The following is a 20,755-nucleotide window of genomic DNA, read 5'->3' as shown; positions in this document are numbered from 1 at the left end:
ATGTGTGATAAAGTCAAGTGTGCCGTGGATATCTTTGTGCACATGTGGGTAACTCGACTAACGATTTAAGTTACCCACAATTATCCACAGACTTATGCACAGAACTTGTTAATTTTGAGCTATTCACAAGTTATCCAAGGGTGAGGACATTCTATCCACATAGTTATCCACATATACACAAATTGAAGGGCGTATATGGTATTTCGTATGTATGTTCGCCACCATATATGTACCTTATCCAGATGGCTATACACACGGTGTGGATAACGAAAAAGAGGCTTTGGATAAATAAAAGCGTGTGCTTAGGATCAGCACACGCTTCTTGTTATTCTTGCGTTCCTAATGTAACGGTTGTTTGATTTTGCTCGCCGTCTCGATAATAGGTGATCTCCAACTCATCGCCTGGATCTTTTTCTTCATATAAATACTTGCGCAGGTCAATGATATCTTCCACGGGTTCACCATCTAGCGCTGTAATGACATCAAGTGGTTCTAATCCTGCCTTTGATGCGGGAGACATTTGTGTGATGCTTCGGATGTACAATCCGCCTTCTACGTCTTCAGGTAAGTTTAATGTCGACTGCCATTCAGAGGTAGGGACTTCATTTAATCCGTACGCCTCAACGCCGATAAATGCCCGATTGACCTGACCTTCCTGCTCCAGTTCTTCGATCAGCGGAATCGCCGCGTCAATAGGGATGGCAAAGCCAATGCCTTCGACTGAAGATTGAGCGACTTTCATCGAGTTAATGCCGATCAATTGACCTTTAATGTTAATTAAAGCACCCCCGCTGTTTCCAGGGTTAATCGCGGCATCGGTTTGAATCACTTCTGCCTGCCAGTCTTCTTGACCGTCGTTGTTAAAGTCCTGTGGAATCGCACGCTGCTTCCCGCTGATAATCCCTTTTGTCACGGATCCAGCGAACTGAAGTCCTAAAGGGTTGCCGATAGCTATCGCTGGTTCACCGACCTTAAGGTTTTCCGAAGAACCGATTTCAGCTACTTTTTTCACATCGTCATCCGCCATTTTTAAAACCGCTAAGTCCGAGAACACGTCTCCGCCAATCAGCTCAGCAGGTACACGTGTTTCATCCGAGAGAACCACTTCGATTTCACTTGCTCCCTCGATGACGTGGTTATTGGTCACAACATAGGCTTCGCCGTCTTCCTGCTTATAAATCACACCTGAACCTACGCCGGCTTCTTCTGAACCATTTTGATTATCATCCCAGAAGTTCGACTGCGACTGCAGGTTGACCACACCCACGACGGAAGGGGTTACTTCTTCCACCACTTCCGTAATTTGCGTGTTTACATCTAATTCAACTTTTTCACTGCTTATTCCCGTGCCTTCATTATCTATGGATTCGTTTTCATCATTTGGTGTCGTTATGCTATAAGGGAGTAAATTGGTTTGAACCAGCGCAGGTAACGCCAGCAGGACAAGAACCGCGCCGAGTATAATTCCAACAAGTGTCGGCATCATAAATCGGCGGCTCTTCTTCTGCTGCTGTGTGGCTGGTGAATGATCGTCGTAGTAACCCACGGCTATCACCTATCCTTTCTTTTCCACATCTTCTTTTACCTTATTGTTACCTTAAGCCTGCTTTTTAAAACCTGTTTACACTTTATATAAAGGAGTCGCTTGAGCTGGATCCGTATCGTGCAGCTCGATTCTTGATCCAACTTCAAATCCGCGTTCTTTTAACACATCTTCCACGGACATCCGGGCGAGATCCTTCATATTATTATCCTGGCTTAAGTGAGCTAAATACACACGCTTCGTTTGATCATCTAAAATATCACAAAGGGCTAGCGCACAATCTTCGTTGGAAACGTGGCCTGAATCCCCTAGAATACGGCGCTTTATGTTCCAGGGATACCTTCCCATGCGCAGCATACTGACGTCATGATTCGATTCAAAGATGAGAGCATCTGAGTTTTCTACCGTCTTTTTAATTCGTTCCGACACGTAGCCTAAATCCGTCACTAGCGAAATCTTTTTTCCGTCTTTATGAAAGGTATAAAACATAGGATCGGCCGCATCATGCGATACAGCGAAGGATTCAACGTCAATGCCGCCGAAATCTTTTACTTCTTCCATATTAAAATGAAACTTCTGATCTACCGAAAGCTTGCCGAGCTGGCCCTCCATTGCCTGCCAAGTTTTTTCATTCGCATAAATAGGAAGGTTATAGCGGCGAGCCATGATTCCTAACCCTTTAATATGATCACTATGCTCATGGGTCACGAGAATCCGCGATAGATCATGAGGATTCACTTGCACCTGATCAAGCAATCCTTCAATTTTCTTTCCGCTAAGCCCCGCGTCAACTAATATCTTTTCCTCTCCCGATTCGATATAAAATGCATTGCCTGTACTGCCAGAGGCAAGCACGCTAAATTGTAACGTCATTGTATGACACTCCATGTCTTTCTATTCATCAGAGTCTTCTTCATCCTCTTCATTTGTGAAAACGTCTTGGTTGTTTTCTGCGATCGTTTCCTCAAAATACTCTGATGTGTCGTCAATAAACTCATCTTCGTCTAAATCCAACAGCTGTCCATCCCCCGTCACGGCATTGAGAAACAGATCTTCTTCATCATTTACTGTGATCTTCCATATCGGCGCAAAAACCTGGGTAGGTTCAAAGCTGGCGGCTGAATGATACCCAACCGTCATACTCGTGATTTCGTCCCCGGAAGATATATCTCTTGATTCATATAAAATATCAATGACATCCCCTGGATCCAGTAAATCTCTTTGTTCATTGTTTTCCCCATCGTTTTCTCTCAGCTGGGTCAGTTCATAGCCAGTCATTTCCCCATTTTCTACATTTACCATGAGTACGCCGGCGGAGTTATAGTAGACGGTTCGTGCATTCGTCGTCTGGAAGAAAAGGATTTTATCTTCCGTGTCATTCCAGCCCCAATAAGAATACTGATCGCTAAAAGGTACGTGTTCACTTACCGCATCCGTCACAGCGTCTTCATCGTTTCCTATTTCCACAGGATCGTCAAACGTGGAGACAAGAAGCTGATCTCCGTACACGCGCGCTTCCTGGCCGTCTAAATCACCGATACGATCTAACTGTGTTTCTGAGAATTCACTAGGCGAAGCAAACAAAAAGTTAACTTCAGGAGCTTCCTCAGGTACATCCTCAGAAATGGAGACATTGTCCTCCGCAGGGCTTTCTTCATACATGGATTCGTTCACAGGACCAAGAGAAGCTTCTTCTTGTTTCGTTAAAAACTGCTGAAGTAAGAAAAGATCAAGCACGAGAAAACTAAAAATAAATAACGTTTTAATTTGTCCCCATTGCATTGGCCTGTTCACCTACTTCCCCTGAAGAGATTTCTGTGATTTCTTTCCAGTTTCCATTTTCCAGCACAAACCATGCAGGTTTAAGATCATACACTTCATAGCTCGATGATTGCTGTACTAATGAATACCCCACTTGTATATCTTCAATGACATTCATGTTGTACTGCTTCGAGTCTTCTAAGAAGGAAGCAACCGTTTCACCGGAAGGAAGCTCTTCTTCTCTGCCGCTGCCCGGGAAGGAGGAATCGAAATCACGAAGAGGGCGCACGTAACGCTGTTCTTCGTCTCCATCATATTCCACCTCGATCTTGTGGAGGTCATCCGAACTATTGAGAAGCGGAAGATCATTGAAGTACATGTGGTATTGAACAAGAGAGCGAGAAGGATTCAAAGATGTTAATTGAAAAGGATCTGTCCATCCTTCGTGTGTATTTACAAAATTCACGCTGCTTTCTAATAGATCAAAGGAGCTTAACGCAGATTGAACATCTGAATTTGTATTCGATGTCAGCTTTGTATATTCTAAACGGTTGCCGCTTCCTAATACCTCTAAACGCCGGCTGTAGTCCGTGAGACGCTGTTCTGTCGTTGATGCTGATCTTTCCCTTACGACTGGAGAACCGTCAAACAACTCATTCCTTAACGGTAAAATTCCAATTTCTCTAGAGTCAACGGAATCGACTTGCAAGCTGACTTTCTCTCTCGGGATATAAATTCGTTTCTCTTCATCTCCAGCAAATAAGATCTGTTCGCTCAATAACTCATCATTGTTCATACTGGCTCTTAATTGATTGGCATCATCATTATTAATCGTTGCCCTAAATGAAGTGGAGCTGGCTTGATCCGACGTAAATAGCAGTTCAGCCCCCTCGTCATCCTCATTGAACATCACAAAGATACGGTTAAATTGACCGCTTGGCGGTTCGATATCTGAATTATCAAGGCTGAATAATTGTGGAATGGCTTGTGCTGGAATGTTTGTAGGAAATACGACTTCGGCCATAAAATCCTCGTGTGAAGGAAGACCCGTATTTTCCGTACTTACAAAGTTCGACAATGTCCAATTCTTCATTTCGCTATACGTAAGGGACACATCTTCTTTATTTTCAAAAGAGTAATGGTCGCCATCTCTATGAAAGACAAACTGCTTGGGGCGAACGATCGAAGCCATATCAAGCTCCTCTCCGCCAATGGTCGTCTCCTCAATTAGTCTTTCTTCATCGCCTTCACTCTCATATTCAGGCTGATAGTTCCATAAAGCGACAGTAAGCAGCAAGCTGAACCCTATTAAAATGACAAGAATAACCGATTTGAGTGTTTCAACATTCATTTATGCTTCCTCCGCTTCTGGTTAATGAGCGGAAGAGTAAAGAATACAGTTGTTCCTTTCCCTTCTTGACTGTTCGCCCATATTTGACCATGATGAGATTCGATTATTTCCCGGGCAATAGCCAGCCCAAGACCCGTTCCACCCATTTCTCTGGAACGAGCTTTATCTACTCGATAAAAACGATCAAATATTTTGTCGACTGTGTCCGAAGGCATCCCCATTCCTTGGTCACTTACGCTGACGAGAAGCTGTTTTTTAAGCGTCTCCGCCTTAAATGTAATCGTCCCGCCTTCTGGGGAATATTTAATCGCATTGGAAATAATATTGTCGAGCACCTGTGTGATTTTATCTTTATCGATCCACACAAATAGGTTTTGAGCCGACAATTCTCGATTAAATGTATTTTTTTCGTCACGATTCATCTCAAATCGATCAATCACATGACTAAAATACTCAATAAACTCCACTTTTTCTTTAAAAAGACCCGTATCCTTGCGATCCATTTTGGATAGCTGCAGCAAATCGTTGACGAGTCGAATCATGCGGTCTGTTTCGTTTTGAGTGACGTCTAGAAAACGAGGAGCAATCTCCTTGTCCTCCCAGGCACCATCCGTAAGGGCCTCTAAATAACTTCGCATCGTCGTTAACGGGGTCCGTAATTCATGGGATACATTCGACACGAATTCCCGACGCTCCTGGTCCACTTTTTCCTGCTCGGTTACGTCACTAATCACGGTAATGAAACCGTCCATCTCTTCATTCTCATCTTGCACCACAGAAAAATTAGCTTTTAACAATAATTGCTTATCATCACTGCTTAAATCTACAATGATCGACCCGATCGATTCAATATCACTAATTTCATTAATTTGATCGGTAAGGTCAAGGATGTCGATTAACGATTGACCTTGTACTTCTTCAAAGCTTTGACCAATAAGCTTAGAAGCTGGCGCATTCATCAGAGTAATGGCTCCTAAACGGTCTGTCGCAATAACGCCATCAGACATGTTTGAAAGCACGGAGCTTAATTTACGCCGCTCTCCCTCTGTTGTCGCTTGAGACTGCTTCAGTTTGTCATTTAAATCATTAAACGTAATGCCCAGCTGCCCGATTTCATCATTCCCGTGAACACTTACCTTCTGAGAGAAATCACCTGTAGCCATAATCTGCGCTTGTCTTCTCATTTCAGATAGGGGTTTCGTAATCGTACGCGCCACCAGGATCCCTAATAAAGCCGTGACGGTGATCGCTAAAATGGTTCCCCTGGCAAAAATATTATTAATCTGCTGAAGCTGACCATAGACCCCGCTCATATCGGCTTCATAGTAAATAGCAGCATGGACTTCTTCTCCATCGCTGCTTTCTACTGGTCTTGCTCCTCGACGTATCCGATTCTCTGTATTAGGGTCAATCCCCATTTCCCAATCGGCATTTTTATAAAGAAGAGCTCCTGTAATCATCGGGTAATCTGCTTTTTTCCCCACATCCGATCCTGTTAAATCGTCATCATATGTAGCAATGACGCGCCTGTTGGAGTAATTAATCACCTGGACTTTCTGTATATCATCTTCATTAAAGTCGTTAATTAAACTCTGGACATCGGATTCCAACGAAGAGTCGGAATCATCCCGTTCGGTCTCGTAAGAGTTCTGCAAACTGTAGGTTAACGAACGCAGCCTGCCGTCGATCGATTCATTAAAATTTTGCTCTAATCGATCCTCTAATTCTCCTACGAAATACGAGCCGATGACTTGGATTCCCAGTAACAGGAGGAGAATGTAGACAATCGTCAGCTTAAGACGAACAGACTGAAAAAAACCTACCTTTTTCATACACTAACACTACTCCTGCTCTGGATTTCTTAAATAGTACCCGACCCCACGGCGTGTAACGATCCACGCGGGGTTACTTGGATTTTCTTCAATCTTCTCTCGCAGTCGACGAACTGTAACGTCTACCGTACGTACATCCCCATAATAATCGTAGCCCCACACGGTTTCCAGCAAGTGCTCACGCGTCATCACCTGTCCAATATGACGGGCTAAGTAGTGAAGAAGTTCAAATTCACGATGGGTTAACTCAATGTATGAACCATCACGCGTTACTGTATAAGCATCAGGATGGATCGCTAAACGGCCGATCGTAATATCCTTCGATTGCTGCGATTGATCTTCCGGCTCCTGCTGATGCCTGCGCAAGTTCGCTTTTACGCGGGCAATTAACTCCCGGTTGCTGAATGGTTTCGTAACGTAATCATCAGCTCCCATTTCCAAGCCGAGAACTTTATCAATTTCAGCATCCTTTGCTGTTAACATAATAATCGGCATGGCTTGGGTTTTTCGAACTTCGCGGCAGACTTCATTCCCGTCTTTATTTGGGAGCATGATGTCGAGTAAAATCAATTCAGGATTTTCCTCATTCGCTTTACGAATCGCTTCATCCCCATCGTAAGCGCACACGACTTCATAACCTTCTTTTTCTAAATTAAACTTTAATATATCTGCAATTGGCTTTTCATCATCTACTACTAGGATCTTCTGTGCCATCTTCAGTCACTTCCTTTTTATCAACTTCTATTCTTTCTATCATTTTAACTTATTTCCGCAGAAATGTCTTACATTACAAAAAAGCTTCTGCGCTTTGTAGTGACGCCGGGAGCGAAGGACCCTTGAGGCCACTGAAAAAGTCCTGTCTATTCTATAGAAGCTGTCAAAGTTTGTTGTTATTCCACGAATCGCTTGTCGGTGGATGCTTGCCGCGGGCACGGCCTCAGCTAACTTGGTCAAGAAAACCACTCGACCAAGTGGATCTTCGGCTCGCGCTGTTCCCGCAGGCGTCACCACCGATCGCTCATTGTCGAATCAACAGTGTCCTGTCTAAAAAGAGTGATTTTCTTTCATTTATAAAAGAAAATCACTCTTTTTCTTGTACAAGGAGGACTCTACTTTCAAAACAGCGAGAACTTCAACTCGGTTTGTATAGACATACAACTCATATACGGGCCGTTTCATTACTTTTAAACCTTCAGTTTTTCAGTGGCCTCGAACCCTTCCCTTTCCGCGGACGAGCGCCCGAGCTTCCTCGCGAAACCCGCGCTCGGCGATCTCGGTTCACTCGTTCTTCCGCAGGAGTGGAAGGGTCCTCGCTCCTTAAAAGTTCCTTTAGATAAAACAAGACGCTTCTTCTTGTTCGAAAGAGACAGCTGTCCTCAGCGTCTCTCGAAACTTCCTCTTTATGTGCGCAAGCGACAATACCACAACCCGTCGGTTTTTAGGTGAACGAACTACGTTCAACTTTTCATTCCCATCGTGACCATTTCCAATTCATTATGTCGCTCCCGTGAAACAAACAAGAAAATTAAACTTAACGAGGAGATTTAAAAAACTATCGAAAAAAGTTGTAGGAAACGGCGAGACTCCTATGGGAGATACGAATAAGGTGGGACCCCGGAAGGCGTTTGCCTGAGGAGGCACACCATTCGCCCATGGAAAGCGAGTCGTTTCCTACAACCTTTACTCTTTCTATCACAAGGAATATTCACCCTCTTATAAAAAAACAAAAAAGCTTGTAGAGAAAAGGTTTTCTCTACAAGCTGACGCTGCTGTTTAGCAGCTTATTTTTGAATGTGGTCCAATGGATTTTCTAACGATCCATCTTTATAAACTTCAAAGTGCAGGTGAACTCCAGTCGAGCGGCCTGTGTTACCCATGTCTCCTAGAGAAGAACCTTTCTCTACCGTGTCTCCCACTTGAACATCAATGGATTTGAGGTGAGCATAGATCGTTTTGTAGCCGTTGTTATGATCAACCACTACTTTATTCCCATAAGCTCCGCTCTTTCCTGCTTCGGTTACTTTGCCATTATCAGCCGCTTTGATTGTAAGATCTTTCACGCCTGCAATGTCAATGCCTTTGTGGAAGGATCCCCATCGCTCGCCTTGCTTACTGGTGATGGTTCCACCTACGGCCGGCCATTCAAAATCCCCCGTCCCTTTCGAAGGAATGACCTTTGTGCCTTTTAATACGATTTCTTTCTTAGGTTTGGAGATTTCTTTCTCTTCTATCGTGCCTTCGTCCGTCTCGCGATCATTTGTCTTATCTTTATAGTAATGTATTTCTTTTTCGCCGTCTTTACCCTCTTGCTTTGTCTCTTTTTCACCCTTTAATAAGTCGTCGGTTTCGACTACTTCTGTTTCATAAGGAATTTTCTCTTTTTTTATTCCCTCTTCCTTAATTAAAACGTCCGTTAAAGGTGCTGTCTCTGTTACTTCGATCTCTTGGTCAACTTGCACAGGCTCATCTTCATCTAACGTTGGATTAAGCTCAAGCAATTCTTTTTCAGATAAATCGTATTCAGAGGCGATTTCTCCCAGAACTTCCCCTTTTTCCACTTGATGAACCTCTTTTTCTGTTGTTCCCTCTTGTAAGACTTCCAGCGCTTCATCCACGTCGTTCATCTCAGACGGATCTACTACTTTTTCTTCAAAGTTTACGTCGTTTGATAGCTCGACATCGATAATCGTAGATTCATCAATCTCTGGGTTTTCATCCTCGTCACGATTCTCTATTTCTTTTAAATCTTCTGCATCAACATACTGCTCTTTCAACTTACGCACCGCTTCATCTGCTTCTTGTTCACTTGGAAGATAAGCCACCGTTTCGTCTTCTACAGATAATTCAACTGCAGCTGCACCTACTTCTATGGATTCTTCAAGCTCACGCATGGTTTTGTCGGAATCATGCGATGGTGAGAAGATTTTCTCCGGTACGAAAGATACTTCATCTAAAAGCTCCACGTCATAGTCTTCATTCTCTTCTTGTGCCTCATCTAAGTGTTGTTGAACCGTATCCTCTGCCTGTTTTTTCTGATCAACTACGCCAACATGTTTATCACCAACATATACGTGGTAAACAGTTTGTAGGTTGTCTTCGGCATAGACTGTTCCAAAACTTAAACTAACGCCAAGCAATGCAATCGCGGAAGCTTTTTTCCAAAGTCCCGTCGTCTCTTTCACGTTCACTTCCCCCTATGTCAACTTCTCTCTCTTTATCTGTATATTTGTCTTTTTTTCGTATTTTTTGACACTTTACCAATTTACCATAGTAAGAAAGTCGATTGAATAGTTATTAAATGATGTAATGTATTTATAATAAAGTTTCCAAAAATCTCATGTTCAAAGGATAAAATCACATAAAAAGTGTAATATTACTCTTTTTATTGGTAAATAATTCATCTATTATTGCATGTCGTTTACAATTATAGGAATATAGTATATGTACATAAAAAAACGCCAGCGAACATTTTGTTCGCTGGCGTTTTTTGGAGTGGCTCGGGACGGAATCGAACCGCCGACACACGGATTTTCAGTCCGTTGCTCTACCGACTGAGCTACCGAGCCATGGTTAGTATTTAAATAGTTTCGACGAAGCTGTTAGTATGAAAAATATAAGTGGCGGTCCGGACGGGACTCGAACCCGCGACCTCCTGCGTGACAGGCAGGCATTCTAACCAACTGAACTACCGGACCACGTATGATGATTCTTCTTTACCGCAACGAAGAATATCATACCATACCTTTTTAAAATTACGCAATAGATTTTTGCATTTACTTATTTTCCAGCAGGGAAAGCAGGTCGTGACCGTCAGCAGATTCTAGTAAAATGTTACGGCTCTCAGAGGAAACAAACCCAGCTTCAATCGCGTGATCCATTAACTCAAGTACAGGTGAATAGTACCCTTGAATATTAAAGAGACCGACCGGTTTCTCATGAAGACCAATCTGTGCCCATGTGATCGTCTCAAATAATTCCTCCAGCGTTCCGAAACCTCCTGGTAAGGCGATGAACCCATCGGCAAGCTCACTCATCTTTTCTTTTCGCTGATGCATCGTATCGACTTCAATGAACGTCGTGACGCCTGGGTGCACTATCTCTTTTTCAAATAAGGGGGTCGGCATAATCCCCGTCACCTGACCGCCATGTTCTAGAATAGTATCTGCCATAACCCCCATTAATCCACTTTTGGCGCCACCATAAACAAGCTCAATGTTTTTTTCTGCAAAAGCTTTTCCAAGTATTTTCGTCTGCTCTGTAAATTCTGGATCATTGCCCGCACTGGATCCAGCAAACACACTGATACGTTTCATCATGGGTCCTCCTTCCATCTAAAAAAGCACGTCTCCCTTTATTATAAGGAAGACGTGCTCTTTTATGAAATTATTCGCTGTACACACTGCGTACGACGTTTGTTTGTGAACGATCAGGTCCTACGGAGAAGATCGAAAGCGGAATACCTGTTAATTGAGAGACACGCTCCAGGTAGTTTCTCGCATTTACAGGCAGTTCGTGTAAGGAACGCACGCCTGTAATATCCTCATCCCATCCTGGAAGTTCTTCATAGACAGGTTCACACTCAGCCAATACTTTCAGGCTGGCCGGGAATTCTTCCATAATCTCACCGCGGTACTTGTAGGAGGTGCAGATTTTTAATGTTGGAATGCCTGTTAACACATCAATGGAGTTAAGAGACAAATCAGTAATGCCGCTTACACGGCGGGCGTGGCGTACAACGACACTGTCAAACCAGCCGACACGGCGTGGACGTCCTGTTGTCGTACCATATTCGTTTCCTACTTCTCGGATTTTATCGCCTGTTTCATCTTCTAACTCTGTTGGAAAAGGACCGTCACCGACACGTGTCGTATACGCTTTAGAAACGCCGACTACGTGCTTGATTTTTGAAGGACCCACACCAGAACCAATTGTTACACCTCCGGCAATCGGGTTTGATGATGTAACAAACGGATACGTTCCCTGGTCAATATCAAGCATTACGCCTTGAGCACCTTCAAAAAGAACGCGGCGTCCCTCATCAAGGTTGTCGTTAAGGACAACAGACGTATCGCATACATATTTAGCGATTTGCTGACCATAATCATAGTATTCTTCTAAAATCTCTTCTACGGTAAATGGCGTCGTTTCGTACACTTTTTCAAAGAAGCGGTTCTTATCCGCAAGGTTCTGCTTTAACTTCTCACGGAACTCTTCTTTATCAAGCAAATCAGCAATACGAATACCGGTACGAGCCGCTTTATCCATGTAAGCCGGGCCGATGCCTTTTTTCGTTGTACCAATTTTATTCGCACCCTTTTGTTCTTCCTGTAATTCATCTAGTTTCAAGTGGTAAGGAAGGATAATGTGCGCGCGGTTACTGATGCGCAGATTGTCCGTCGATACCCCTTTATCATGTAAGTATTGAAGTTCTTCTAATAAGGCTTTCGGGTCAATCACCATGCCGTTTCCTAACACGCATTCCTTATCGTCAAAAAAGATCCCGGATGGAATCAAATGCAGCTTATACGTAATTCCGTCAAATTTAATCGTATGGCCTGCGTTGTTTCCGCCTTGATAACGCGCAACAACCTCAGCATTTTGTGATAGAAAATCTGTTATTTTACCTTTACCTTCGTCTCCCCATTGGGTTCCGACGACTACTACTGAAGACATAAGGCACCTCCGCCTGTAAAATTTACTATTTCATTAATTCCATCGTCAGTTTATCAATTTTAGAGACGTACGTCAACGCAAAACACGAACATTTAAATTTAATATTATCGTAATGTTCGATTTATCTCAATTTCATGATTACTTATATTTACTTACAAAAACTTAAATTGCTTGATTAAATTGTCATAAATACTTATAATAACTTATAGAATAAGTAAGGACGGTGGGTGCTTTGTATCAAGAGGAACGCTTAATTGAGATTCTTAAGTATGTAAAACAGACCAAACGAATCTCAGTCGAAAAGATTTGTGAGCTGTTTCATGTTTCAAGGGACACGGCGAGGAGAGACCTCGTTAAATTAGAAGAACAGCGAGCCATTGTGCGGACGCGGGGAGGGGCTATTTTACCAACGAGTCATAATGAAGTAAAAGACTACTCAAACAGGCTTCAAACGGTGTCTGAAGAGAAGCTGGCGATTGGACGCAAGGCAGCTTCTCTTATACGAAGCGGAGATAAGGTGATACTCGATGCCTCTACAACCGTGCAGTCCTGCGCTGCACAGCTTGAAGATATAGACTTAACCGTCATTACGAACTCGATTAATTTAGCCGATCTTTTGTCTCATAACAAACATGCGGACATTCATTTATTAGGCGGCCAGCTAAACAAGGAGCATCGATTCTTGTACGGCACTTCTGTCATTGAACGCCTTTCTAAGTATTATGTCGATCACGCCTTTATCGGAGTCGTCGGCATCTCAGAACACGGGCTTACGATTGCCCATGAAGAAGATGGAATGGTGAAGCGGAAGATGACCGAACAGGCGCAGCAAGTGACCGTTCTCGCTGACCATACGAAAATTGGCGTTACCGATTTTTATCAATACGCCGAACTGGCAGACGTGGATCTCCTCATTACCGACCGGACGCCGAGTGAAGAGTTTCAACAGCTATTAGAACATAACCAGGTGGAGTTATTAGTGACGGAGGAGGAAGCAGGATGAAGATGATTGCGATTGATTTAGATGGCACCCTTTTAAATAACGAAAGTGAAATCAGCCAAGAAAATTTAGAAGCCATTCAAAGAGCGCAGCAGGAAGGGGTGGAAATTGTCGTAGCGACAGGACGTGCCGAATTCGACGTACGAGAAGTTTTTTCAAAAACGGGCCTCACCACATGGGTCATTGGCGCTAATGGAGCTACGATTCATACCCCTGAAGGAGAACTGTTCGATTCCGTTCCGATCCAGCCAAACGATGCCGAAGAAATCTTAAGCTGGCTTGAAGCGGAAGACTATTACTATGAAGTCTTTAGCGATGACGCCATTCTTACGCCAGAAAACGGACGCGACCTGCTGTATATTGAGCTCGACCGGATTAAAACAGCGAACCCTGACGCGAATATAGCTGAGCTTGAACATTCCCTCGCTAAACAGTTCGGGCAGACAGGTTTTAAAAAAGTCCCTTCCTACAAGGAAATTGTTCAAGCTGGAGTTCCCTTATACAACGTGCTCGCTTTCTCCTTTGAAAAAGAAAAACGAGACAAAGGCTGGCGTAAGTTTGAAGGGTATGAGGATGTAACACTCGTCAGCTCAGGCATTCACAATTTTGAGCTTGAACACAAGTACGCTTCAAAGGGTATCGCTTTAGAAAAACTCGCTGCTCACTTTGGCTACTCCCTGCGCGATACAGCCGCAATCGGCGACAGCCCAAACGACCTCTCGATGCTTAACGTGGCGGGACACCGGGCGGCTATGGCGAATGCAAGGGATTCAGTCTTAGAAGCGAGTGATTTTGTAACGAAAACAAACGATGAACACGGAGTCGCTCATGCGATCTCCCACTGGTTAACCTAGCGTTCATTCACGAGCCGGCGTAACTCCTGCTATAGGAGGCGTAACGGTGAGTGATGAATATAAAAAAGCCTTTCATCCTCTTTTGCTGTAATGGGATGAAAGGCTTTTGTTTTGCTCTTTTATGGTGTGAGTGCTGACGCTACCGCTCTTTTACGGCAAGAGTGCTGATGGTATCAGCTCTCACGCGGCAAAAGTGCTGACGGTACCAGGTACCGCGGTGGCGCTCTCACTTTATCTACTGCAGATACTCATTGCACCGCTGTAGCGCTCTCACTTCATTTACTGCTCATCCATCGTTGTTGCTCTTATGCCGGCGGCACGTCAGCATCGGTGTAGCGGTGGTCGAGATCGACGAACTTATTGTATTCCTTCACAAAGGCCAGTTCGACGTTTCCGACCGGACCGTTACGCTGCTTGGATATGATGATTTCAATGATATTTTGGTTTTCAGACTCCTGGTCATAGTAATCGTCACGATACAAGAAGCCGACAATATCCGCATCCTGCTCAATCGAACCCGATTCACGAAGGTCTGACATCATCGGACGCTTGTCCTGTCTGGATTCAACGCCACGAGAGAGCTGAGAAAGAGCAATCAACGGGACATTTAATTCACGGGCTAACCCTTTTAACGATCGGGAAATTTCCGACACTTCCTGCTGACGGTTTTCCTTAGAATTCGCGCTTCCTTGGATGAGCTGCAGGTAGTCAATCAAGATCATGCCAAGGCCGTGTTCCTGCTTAAGACGACGACATTTGGAGCGAATTTCGTTCACTCGAATACCAGGTGTATCATCAATATAAATGCCGGCATTGGATAAGCTTCCCATGGCCATCGTCAGCTTATTCCAGTCATCAGCTTCCATGGACCCTGTACGCAGACGCTGGGCATCAATGTTGCCTTCAGCACATAACATACGAGAAACAAGCTGGTCGGCCCCCATCTCCAAACTGAAGATCGCGACGTTTTCATCTGAATTCACCGCTACGTTCTGCGCGATGTTAAGCGCAAAGGCGGTCTTACCCATGGAAGGACGCGCAGCGATAATGATCAAATCATTTCGCTGAAATCCTGATGTGATTTGATCCAGGTCGCGGTAACCTGTAGGAATACCGGTCGTGTTCCCATCATTGTTATGAAGCTGTTCAATGTTGTCGTACACATCGATTAACACGTCTTTAATGTTTTTAAACGCGCCGGAATCTTTTCGCTGGGACACCTCCAGGATTTCTTTCTCAGCCGCATTCAGTACATCTTCAATATTCTCTTCTTCGGCGAAGCCGCTCGTTACGATATTAGTCGCTGTACGAATCAATCCACGCAGCGTTGACTTTTCGCTGACAATCTTTGTGTAGTATGAAATGTTGGCTGCCGTTGGAACGGAGTTCGCGATATCACTTAAATAAGAAACGCCGCCTACTTCCTCTAACACTTTGTTATTGGATAACGCTGTGGTTACCGTAACAAGGTCGATCGGCTCCCCACGGTCAGAAAGCGTGAGCATTACTTCAAAGATCCGCTGATGGCTAGCCCGGTAAAAATCTTCCGGAAGTAGATATTCCGCAGCTGTAGACATCGCTTCAGGCTCTAAAAAGACCGCACCAAGAACCGCCTGCTCAGCTTCAATATTGTGCGGCGGTGTACGGTCATTCCATAATTCACTCACTAGCTGTTTCCTCCTCTACGTGCGCAAAAGAACATTTACTTCTCGGCCACATGGACACGGATCGTCCCTGTCACTTCGTTATGAAGCTTAACGGGAACGTTCGTATACCCAAGGTTACGGATCGGTTCGTCCAGTTCAATTTTACGTTTGTCGATTTTAATGTTGTGGGATTTCTTTAGCTGCTCTGCGATTTGCTTACTCGTAATCGAACCAAACAAGCGGCCGTTATCTCCGGATTTAGCTACAAGCTTCACTTCCAGATCCGCAAGCGTTTCTTTAAGCTGCTCGGCTTCTTTCTTCACTTCTTCCGCTTTCTGTTCTTCCTTCGCATCTTTGGCTTGCTGGGCCTTAAGGTTGCCGCCTGTAGCTTCAACCGCTAAGTTATTTTTTAAAAGGTAGTTGCGTGCATAACCGTCAGAGACGTTCTTGATTTCACCTTTCTTACCTTTACCTTTTACGTCTGATGTGAAAATTACCTTCATTCTTCGTCTCCTCCTTCAAAATACTCGTCAATTATATCTTGCAATAAAGCTCTGGCATCTTCAATCGTTGTATCTTCAAGCTGGGTGGCTGCATTGGTTAAGTGCCCGCCCCCATTCATACGTTCCATAATCACCTGCACGTTAATGTCACCTAACGAGCGTGCGCTGATTCCAATTCGTCCATCTTTACGTTCGGAAATGACAAATGAACATACAATACCTGTCATCGTAAGCAGTGTATCAGCAGCTTGAGCGATAATCACAGGACCATATTCTTCTCCGTGTTCCCCGGCTGATATCGCAATACCCTCACGATAAATATCTGCTTTTTCAATTAAACGACTGCGCTGTACATAGACATCGATATCTTCTTTCATAAACTTCTGCACGAGAACGGTATCTGCCCCTTTAGATCTCAAATAGGAAGCGGCGTCAAACGTCCGTGAACCTGTTCGTAACGTGAAAGCCTTCGTATCTACAATAATTCCTGATAATAAAGCTGTAGCTTCCAGCATAGACAGCTTAAGCTTCTTCGGCTGGTACTCAAGCAATTCAGTAACAAGCTCTGCTGTGGAAGAAGCATAAGGCTCCATATACACAAGCGTCGGATCCGATATGAACTCTTCTGCTCGACGGTGGTGATCAATGACTACGACATGCTCTGTTTTCGTCAACAGTTTTTCTTCCATCACTAATGAAGGCTTATGCGTATCGACGACGACAAGCAGGGTATCGTTCGTGACAAGCTCCATCGCATCTTCAGGTGTAATGAAGTTCGACCACAATTCATCGTCTTTCTCGATTTCTTCAATCATGCGCTGAACCCCTGTATCGATATCATCAGGGTCAAGCACGATATTTCCTTCTTTCTGGTTCGCCTGCGCAATTTTTAAAATTCCGATGGAGGCGCCAACGGCATCCATGTCAGGAGATTTGTGCCCCATAATCAGGACACGCTCACTGTTTTGCACAAGCTCCTTCATGGCGTGGGAAATCACACGTGCACGAACCCTCGTGCGTTTTTCCATTGGGTTTGTTTTTCCACCGTAGAAACGAACTTTACCCGTGTCATCCTTGATCGCTACCTGGTCGCCTCCGCGTCCAAGTGCTAAGTCAAGACTGGACTGAGCAAGCTCACAGGCCCCACGCCTATTCCATAGCTGAGTGTAAGCGGAACATTTTGATCCGTAATTAACTCGCGCACATCATCAAGAATATCAAACTTATTACGCTCGAGTGCCTGCAGGATCTCTTGATTCATAACAGCCATAAAGCGTTCTTGAGACGTTCGTTTCAAGTAAATCCCGTAATCGCCCGCCCACTTATTTAAGATGGAGGTGACTTGAGAGTTGATTTGACTCTTCGCTGTATCATCCATGCCTTGCGTAATCTCTTCATAGTTATCTAAGAAAATGATCGAAAGGACCGTTTGCTCATTTTTGTACAAGTTATGAATTTTTGTCTGGTTGGTGCGATCAAAGAAGTAAAGGAGACGCTCATCTCTTTTCACTAACGTTTGCAGCTTGTATTCATCGATCTCAAGCCACACCTCTCCATGATCTTCTTTAATGTAGGAAACCAAATCATCAGACAAATCGTTCAACGATTCACCTACAATCGTATCTTCTTTCGTAAACTTGTTCATATAGGGGTTCGCCCACTCGACCTTATAATCTTCACTATAAAGCACGATCCCTATGGGCATTTCTAACAGCGCCTCTTCTCCTACTTTTTTCACTCGATAGGAAAGAGTCGATATATATTCTTCTGTTTCATTGATCATATTTTGTTCTGTTCGAACACTGTAAAAGATCGAACCGGCCAATAAGAGCATCATCATTAATCCGAGCATCCACTGATAATACCAAATGAAACCGAGAAGGATCAGTGATATCGTATAGATTACCCACAAGTGGCCGCTCATGGTCGGTTTTTTAAAAATATTCGGCATGTCATTCAACTCCTGCCATCAAATACGAGCGATCTTTATTTCTTCGCCTGCAAACGCTCTCGAAGCGAAAATCCTAAATCAATTATACCTAAGATTCGAACAAGATACATTAGAATTGTTGGGAAAAGTAACGAACCAACAATTGCCAGGATCGGAAGGGCCTTTGACTTCTCTTTTACATAGGTATAGTAAAAAATAAAAGCAAAGCCTTGCAGCACAAGAAATGCCCCCGTCAGCGTAAATACATTAATGGCCGCTAAATACCAGATATCATTACTTTCGGCGAACACTAATGTAAAAATTAACGCAAAAAAGTAATACCATAATACGGAGGTTGGAAGGTTAAAGTTACGAAAAGCCGGAAAATGAAACTTTTTCCCTTCTACACGATTAATGATTTTATAGCTCAGCCACTGGCTGACAAACGCGTACATAATGCCGCCTAAAGCAAAAATACTAGGTAAATAATCAGGCAGGGCAGCCACTTGCTCTTCTAAAGCCGCCAACTGCTCTTCTGCACCTTCACTGCCTCCTAGAGCCCCCATCAATCCTTCGGTCATCGAAACCGCTTCTCTAAGAGCCGTACGAATCTCTTCTGCCCAGTTCATGCCAAAGAAGAGCTGCGAGATTAAATACACCGCGACAAGACCGATAATAAAACCGATCGTCCCTGCAGCCCACGTTTCGTAGGAGCTGCGCTTTTTATACATGGAGCCACCGATAAACAATCCGCCTATTCCTGAAAGCAATGTAACCGGTAAAGAAAAGACGGTCGCAAAGATTAATGAAAAGACCATAGCAGCAACAAACATAAGCACACCCGGTTTCCAGCCATGTCTGTAGCTGTAAAAGATAAAGGGTACTGGTAAAATAAATAGGAAAATGGACCCTATAATCGGGGTAAATAGAATTATCAACAACAATAGCAGATAAGACCCAGTCATTAAAGCCCCTTCTGTAATTTTTCTCGTATCATTCATGGTTTCATACTCCTCAATTTTCTATCTATACTAACTTCCCTATTCTAACATAGGAAACCCAATCTCTTCTTCTCTCAGCTACTTACATCGAAGACGTTTTGTTTCTAGACTGCTAGTTTGATATGATAGGTGAAACACTTAGAACCTAGGAGGCAATCATGCGCACAGACTATCATGTTCATATGGCAGAAACCGGCGATTTATCCGTCGACTACTTACGCACTTATATCGAAAAAGCAAAGCAAGAAGGCATTGAAGAGCTGGGAATCTCTGAACACGCCTACTTTTTCCAGGAAACGAGAGATATTTTATCGAATGAGTGGGTCGAGAACCGTCGAACCCTTGATTTCAAAACCTATCAGCAAATGTTTGATGAAGCCAACGAAGCCGGCCTTCCCATTAAGATGGGAATTGAAATGGACTACATGCCCGGAAAAGAAAAAGAAATGAAAGCATTCATTGATGCTCATCCGTTCGACTACGTCATTGGTTCCGTACACTGGATTGATGAATGGGGCATCGACCTTGCCATTTTCCGTGAAGAATATGAAAAACGTGATTTAAAAGAAGTGTACCGTCAATATTTTGATCGTGTCGTGACGCTGGCAGAATCAGGTTTATTTGATTTCGTCGGACACATCGATGTGATTAAAGTATTCGGTTATCGTCCGGATGACCGGGAATTTTTGCTAAAACAATATGAACGGGCTGCTGACGCACTAGCGAAAACCGGCACGTGCATCGAAATCAGCACGGCCGGATTACGAAAGCCTGTGGGTGAGATGTACCCGGATCCCGACTTGCTGCGCATTTGTAAGGAAAAAGGCATCGGCATTGTTCTCTGCTCTGATGCCCACAAACCGGACCACCTCGGATACGCTTATGAAGACGCGATCGACTTTGCCCGCTCGGTTGGCTATGACGAAGTGCACGTCTTTACGCAGCGTGAGGCTCGTGTAGAGAAGATTGATTAATCCCCCTTATGATTGTTTTTCCATTTTATGAGCAAAAATCGTTTTTATACGATTGATAAAGTAAAAAATCACACCATAAGTCATAGTAAAACGATAATTTATCCAAGAGAGACCCGAACCATTCATTCGAATGTGCTCGGGTCTTTCTGTATGTAGCCGTCACCGCTTCGTCAACATCCTTCGCTTTCCGCGGGCACGGCCTCAGACTCCTCAGAAAGCAAAGACCGCTTTCCTGTGGGGTCTTCGGACTCATGCCGTTCCCGCAGGAGTCTTCGTATGTTGACTACGCGGCATGGAATTTATTTTTGAATGATGGTTTTGACCCAGCCCTTTAATGTCCAAAAATGTTTGGATGGAAGTTGCAAACACGGTATTACCTTTCCTTCCTTATGTATCGGAACCATTGAAGTATGGATCCTTCTTGAAGAGCATGGACTCTACTTTATCTAGTGACCTTTTATCGAAAAAGGGTTTTAGGAAACGGCTACACTCCTGCGGGAAATGCGAAGAAGGTGTGACCCTGGAGGGCTGATAAAGCCTGAGGAGGCACACCATTCGCCCACGGAAAGGGAGTCGTTTCCTAAAACCCTTTACTCTTCCTAAAGCAAGGAATGTTCACACGTCCAAGGCAAAACTAAAGTTTCTACAGGATAAAAAAACAGGCAGACCGTGTATCGGCCTGCCTGT

At 44.0% G+C, this 20,755-nt stretch carries 15 protein-coding genes, 2 tRNA genes and 1 pseudogene; 3 read left to right on the top strand and 15 right to left on the bottom strand.

From position 1 onward, the window contains the following. Nucleotides 1-325: 325 nt before the first annotated feature. The 11 genes from IEV27_RS08000 to IEV27_RS07950 all read right to left on the bottom strand — a co-directional run bounded on the left by IEV27_RS08000 (nucleotide 326) and on the right by IEV27_RS07950 (nucleotide 12,160). Nucleotides 326-1,546 carry a S1C family serine protease gene (locus IEV27_RS08000; RefSeq protein WP_308808307.1) on the bottom strand — a complete coding sequence of 407 codons (1,221 nt, stop codon included), beginning with the start codon at nucleotides 1,544-1,546 and terminating at the stop codon, nucleotides 326-328. 75 nt (nucleotides 1,547-1,621) lie between these two features. Continuing rightward, nucleotides 1,622-2,416 carry an MBL fold metallo-hydrolase gene (locus IEV27_RS07995; protein ID WP_188376949.1) on the bottom strand — a complete coding sequence of 265 codons (795 nt, stop codon included), beginning with the start codon at nucleotides 2,414-2,416 and terminating at the stop codon, nucleotides 1,622-1,624. Between the two features lie 21 nt (nucleotides 2,417-2,437). Further along, complete coding sequence (locus IEV27_RS07990) at nucleotides 2,438-3,325, bottom strand: two-component system regulatory protein YycI (protein ID WP_188376948.1); 888 nt, start codon at nucleotides 3,323-3,325, stop codon at nucleotides 2,438-2,440. After that, a complete protein-coding gene (locus IEV27_RS07985; protein ID WP_188376947.1) occupies nucleotides 3,306-4,655 on the bottom strand; it encodes a YycH family regulatory protein in 1,350 nt (449 codons plus the stop codon). Before IEV27_RS07985 ends, IEV27_RS07990 begins: the two co-directional genes overlap by 20 nt. Further along, entirely contained in the window at nucleotides 4,652-6,487 is a 1,836-nt protein-coding gene (walK, locus tag IEV27_RS07980; RefSeq protein WP_188376946.1) for a cell wall metabolism sensor histidine kinase WalK, read from the bottom strand. The genes IEV27_RS07985 and walK overlap by 4 nt, the downstream gene beginning before the upstream one ends. A 9-nt stretch (nucleotides 6,488-6,496) precedes the next feature. Next, nucleotides 6,497-7,201 (bottom strand): response regulator YycF, encoded by a 705-nt coding sequence (gene yycF / locus IEV27_RS07975; RefSeq protein WP_188376945.1) that lies wholly within the window; start codon nucleotides 7,199-7,201, stop codon nucleotides 6,497-6,499. Between the two features lie 1,067 nt (nucleotides 7,202-8,268). Continuing rightward, complete coding sequence (locus tag IEV27_RS07970) at nucleotides 8,269-9,669, bottom strand: M23 family metallopeptidase (protein ID WP_188376944.1); 1,401 nt, start codon at nucleotides 9,667-9,669, stop codon at nucleotides 8,269-8,271. Nucleotides 9,670-9,980: 311 nt separating this feature from the next. Then, nucleotides 9,981-10,053, bottom strand: a tRNA-Phe gene (locus tag IEV27_RS07965). Nucleotides 10,054-10,105: 52 nt separating this feature from the next. Continuing rightward, nucleotides 10,106-10,182, bottom strand: a tRNA-Asp gene (locus IEV27_RS07960). Nucleotides 10,183-10,260: 78 nt separating this feature from the next. After that, nucleotides 10,261-10,800: an LOG family protein gene (locus tag IEV27_RS07955; protein WP_188376943.1), complete on the bottom strand. Its 540-nt coding sequence runs from the start codon at nucleotides 10,798-10,800 to the stop codon at nucleotides 10,261-10,263. A gap of 70 nt (nucleotides 10,801-10,870) precedes the next feature. Next, the gene (locus IEV27_RS07950; RefSeq protein ID WP_188376942.1) at nucleotides 10,871-12,160 is read right to left on the bottom strand and encodes an adenylosuccinate synthase; all 1,290 of its coding nucleotides are present in this window, start codon (nucleotides 12,158-12,160) and stop codon (nucleotides 10,871-10,873) included. A gap of 232 nt (nucleotides 12,161-12,392) precedes the next feature. On the opposite strand from IEV27_RS07950, the gene IEV27_RS07945 reads away from it, so the two are divergent. Beyond that, nucleotides 12,393-13,163: a DeoR/GlpR family DNA-binding transcription regulator gene (locus IEV27_RS07945; RefSeq protein WP_188376941.1), complete on the top strand. Its 771-nt coding sequence runs from the start codon at nucleotides 12,393-12,395 to the stop codon at nucleotides 13,161-13,163. After that, a complete protein-coding gene (locus tag IEV27_RS07940; RefSeq protein ID WP_188376940.1) occupies nucleotides 13,160-14,014 on the top strand; it encodes a Cof-type HAD-IIB family hydrolase in 855 nt (284 codons plus the stop codon). The genes IEV27_RS07945 and IEV27_RS07940 overlap by 4 nt, the downstream gene beginning before the upstream one ends. Nucleotides 14,015-14,319: 305 nt before the next feature. Here IEV27_RS07940 and dnaB read toward each other — a convergent pair whose 3' ends face one another. The 4 genes and pseudogenes from dnaB to IEV27_RS07920 all read right to left on the bottom strand — a co-directional run bounded on the left by dnaB (nucleotide 14,320) and on the right by IEV27_RS07920 (nucleotide 19,094). After that, a complete protein-coding gene (gene dnaB / locus IEV27_RS07935) occupies nucleotides 14,320-15,681 on the bottom strand; it encodes a replicative DNA helicase (RefSeq protein ID WP_188376939.1) in 1,362 nt (453 codons plus the stop codon). A gap of 35 nt (nucleotides 15,682-15,716) precedes the next feature. Beyond that, nucleotides 15,717-16,163, bottom strand: a complete 447-nt coding sequence (rplI, locus tag IEV27_RS07930) for a 50S ribosomal protein L9 (RefSeq protein ID WP_188376938.1) — start codon at nucleotides 16,161-16,163, stop codon at nucleotides 15,717-15,719. Continuing rightward, nucleotides 16,160-18,114, bottom strand: a pseudogene (locus IEV27_RS07925) (DHH family phosphoesterase). The gene rplI and the pseudogene IEV27_RS07925 overlap by 4 nt, the downstream one beginning before the upstream one ends. 35 nt (nucleotides 18,115-18,149) lie before the next feature. Further along, a complete protein-coding gene (locus IEV27_RS07920; RefSeq protein ID WP_188376937.1) occupies nucleotides 18,150-19,094 on the bottom strand; it encodes a YybS family protein in 945 nt (314 codons plus the stop codon). 158 nt (nucleotides 19,095-19,252) lie between these two features. Between IEV27_RS07920 and IEV27_RS07915 the strand changes: the two genes are divergently transcribed. Continuing rightward, entirely contained in the window at nucleotides 19,253-20,068 is an 816-nt protein-coding gene (locus tag IEV27_RS07915; protein WP_188376936.1) for a histidinol-phosphatase, read from the top strand. The last annotated feature ends 687 nt before the right edge of the window (nucleotides 20,069-20,755 follow it).

The sequence above is a fragment of the Halobacillus andaensis genome (genome assembly GCF_014636475.1).
Classification (GTDB): domain Bacteria; phylum Bacillota; class Bacilli; order Bacillales; family Halobacillaceae; genus Halobacillus_A; species Halobacillus_A andaensis.
This window is presented reverse-complemented; position numbering and strand designations above follow the sequence as displayed.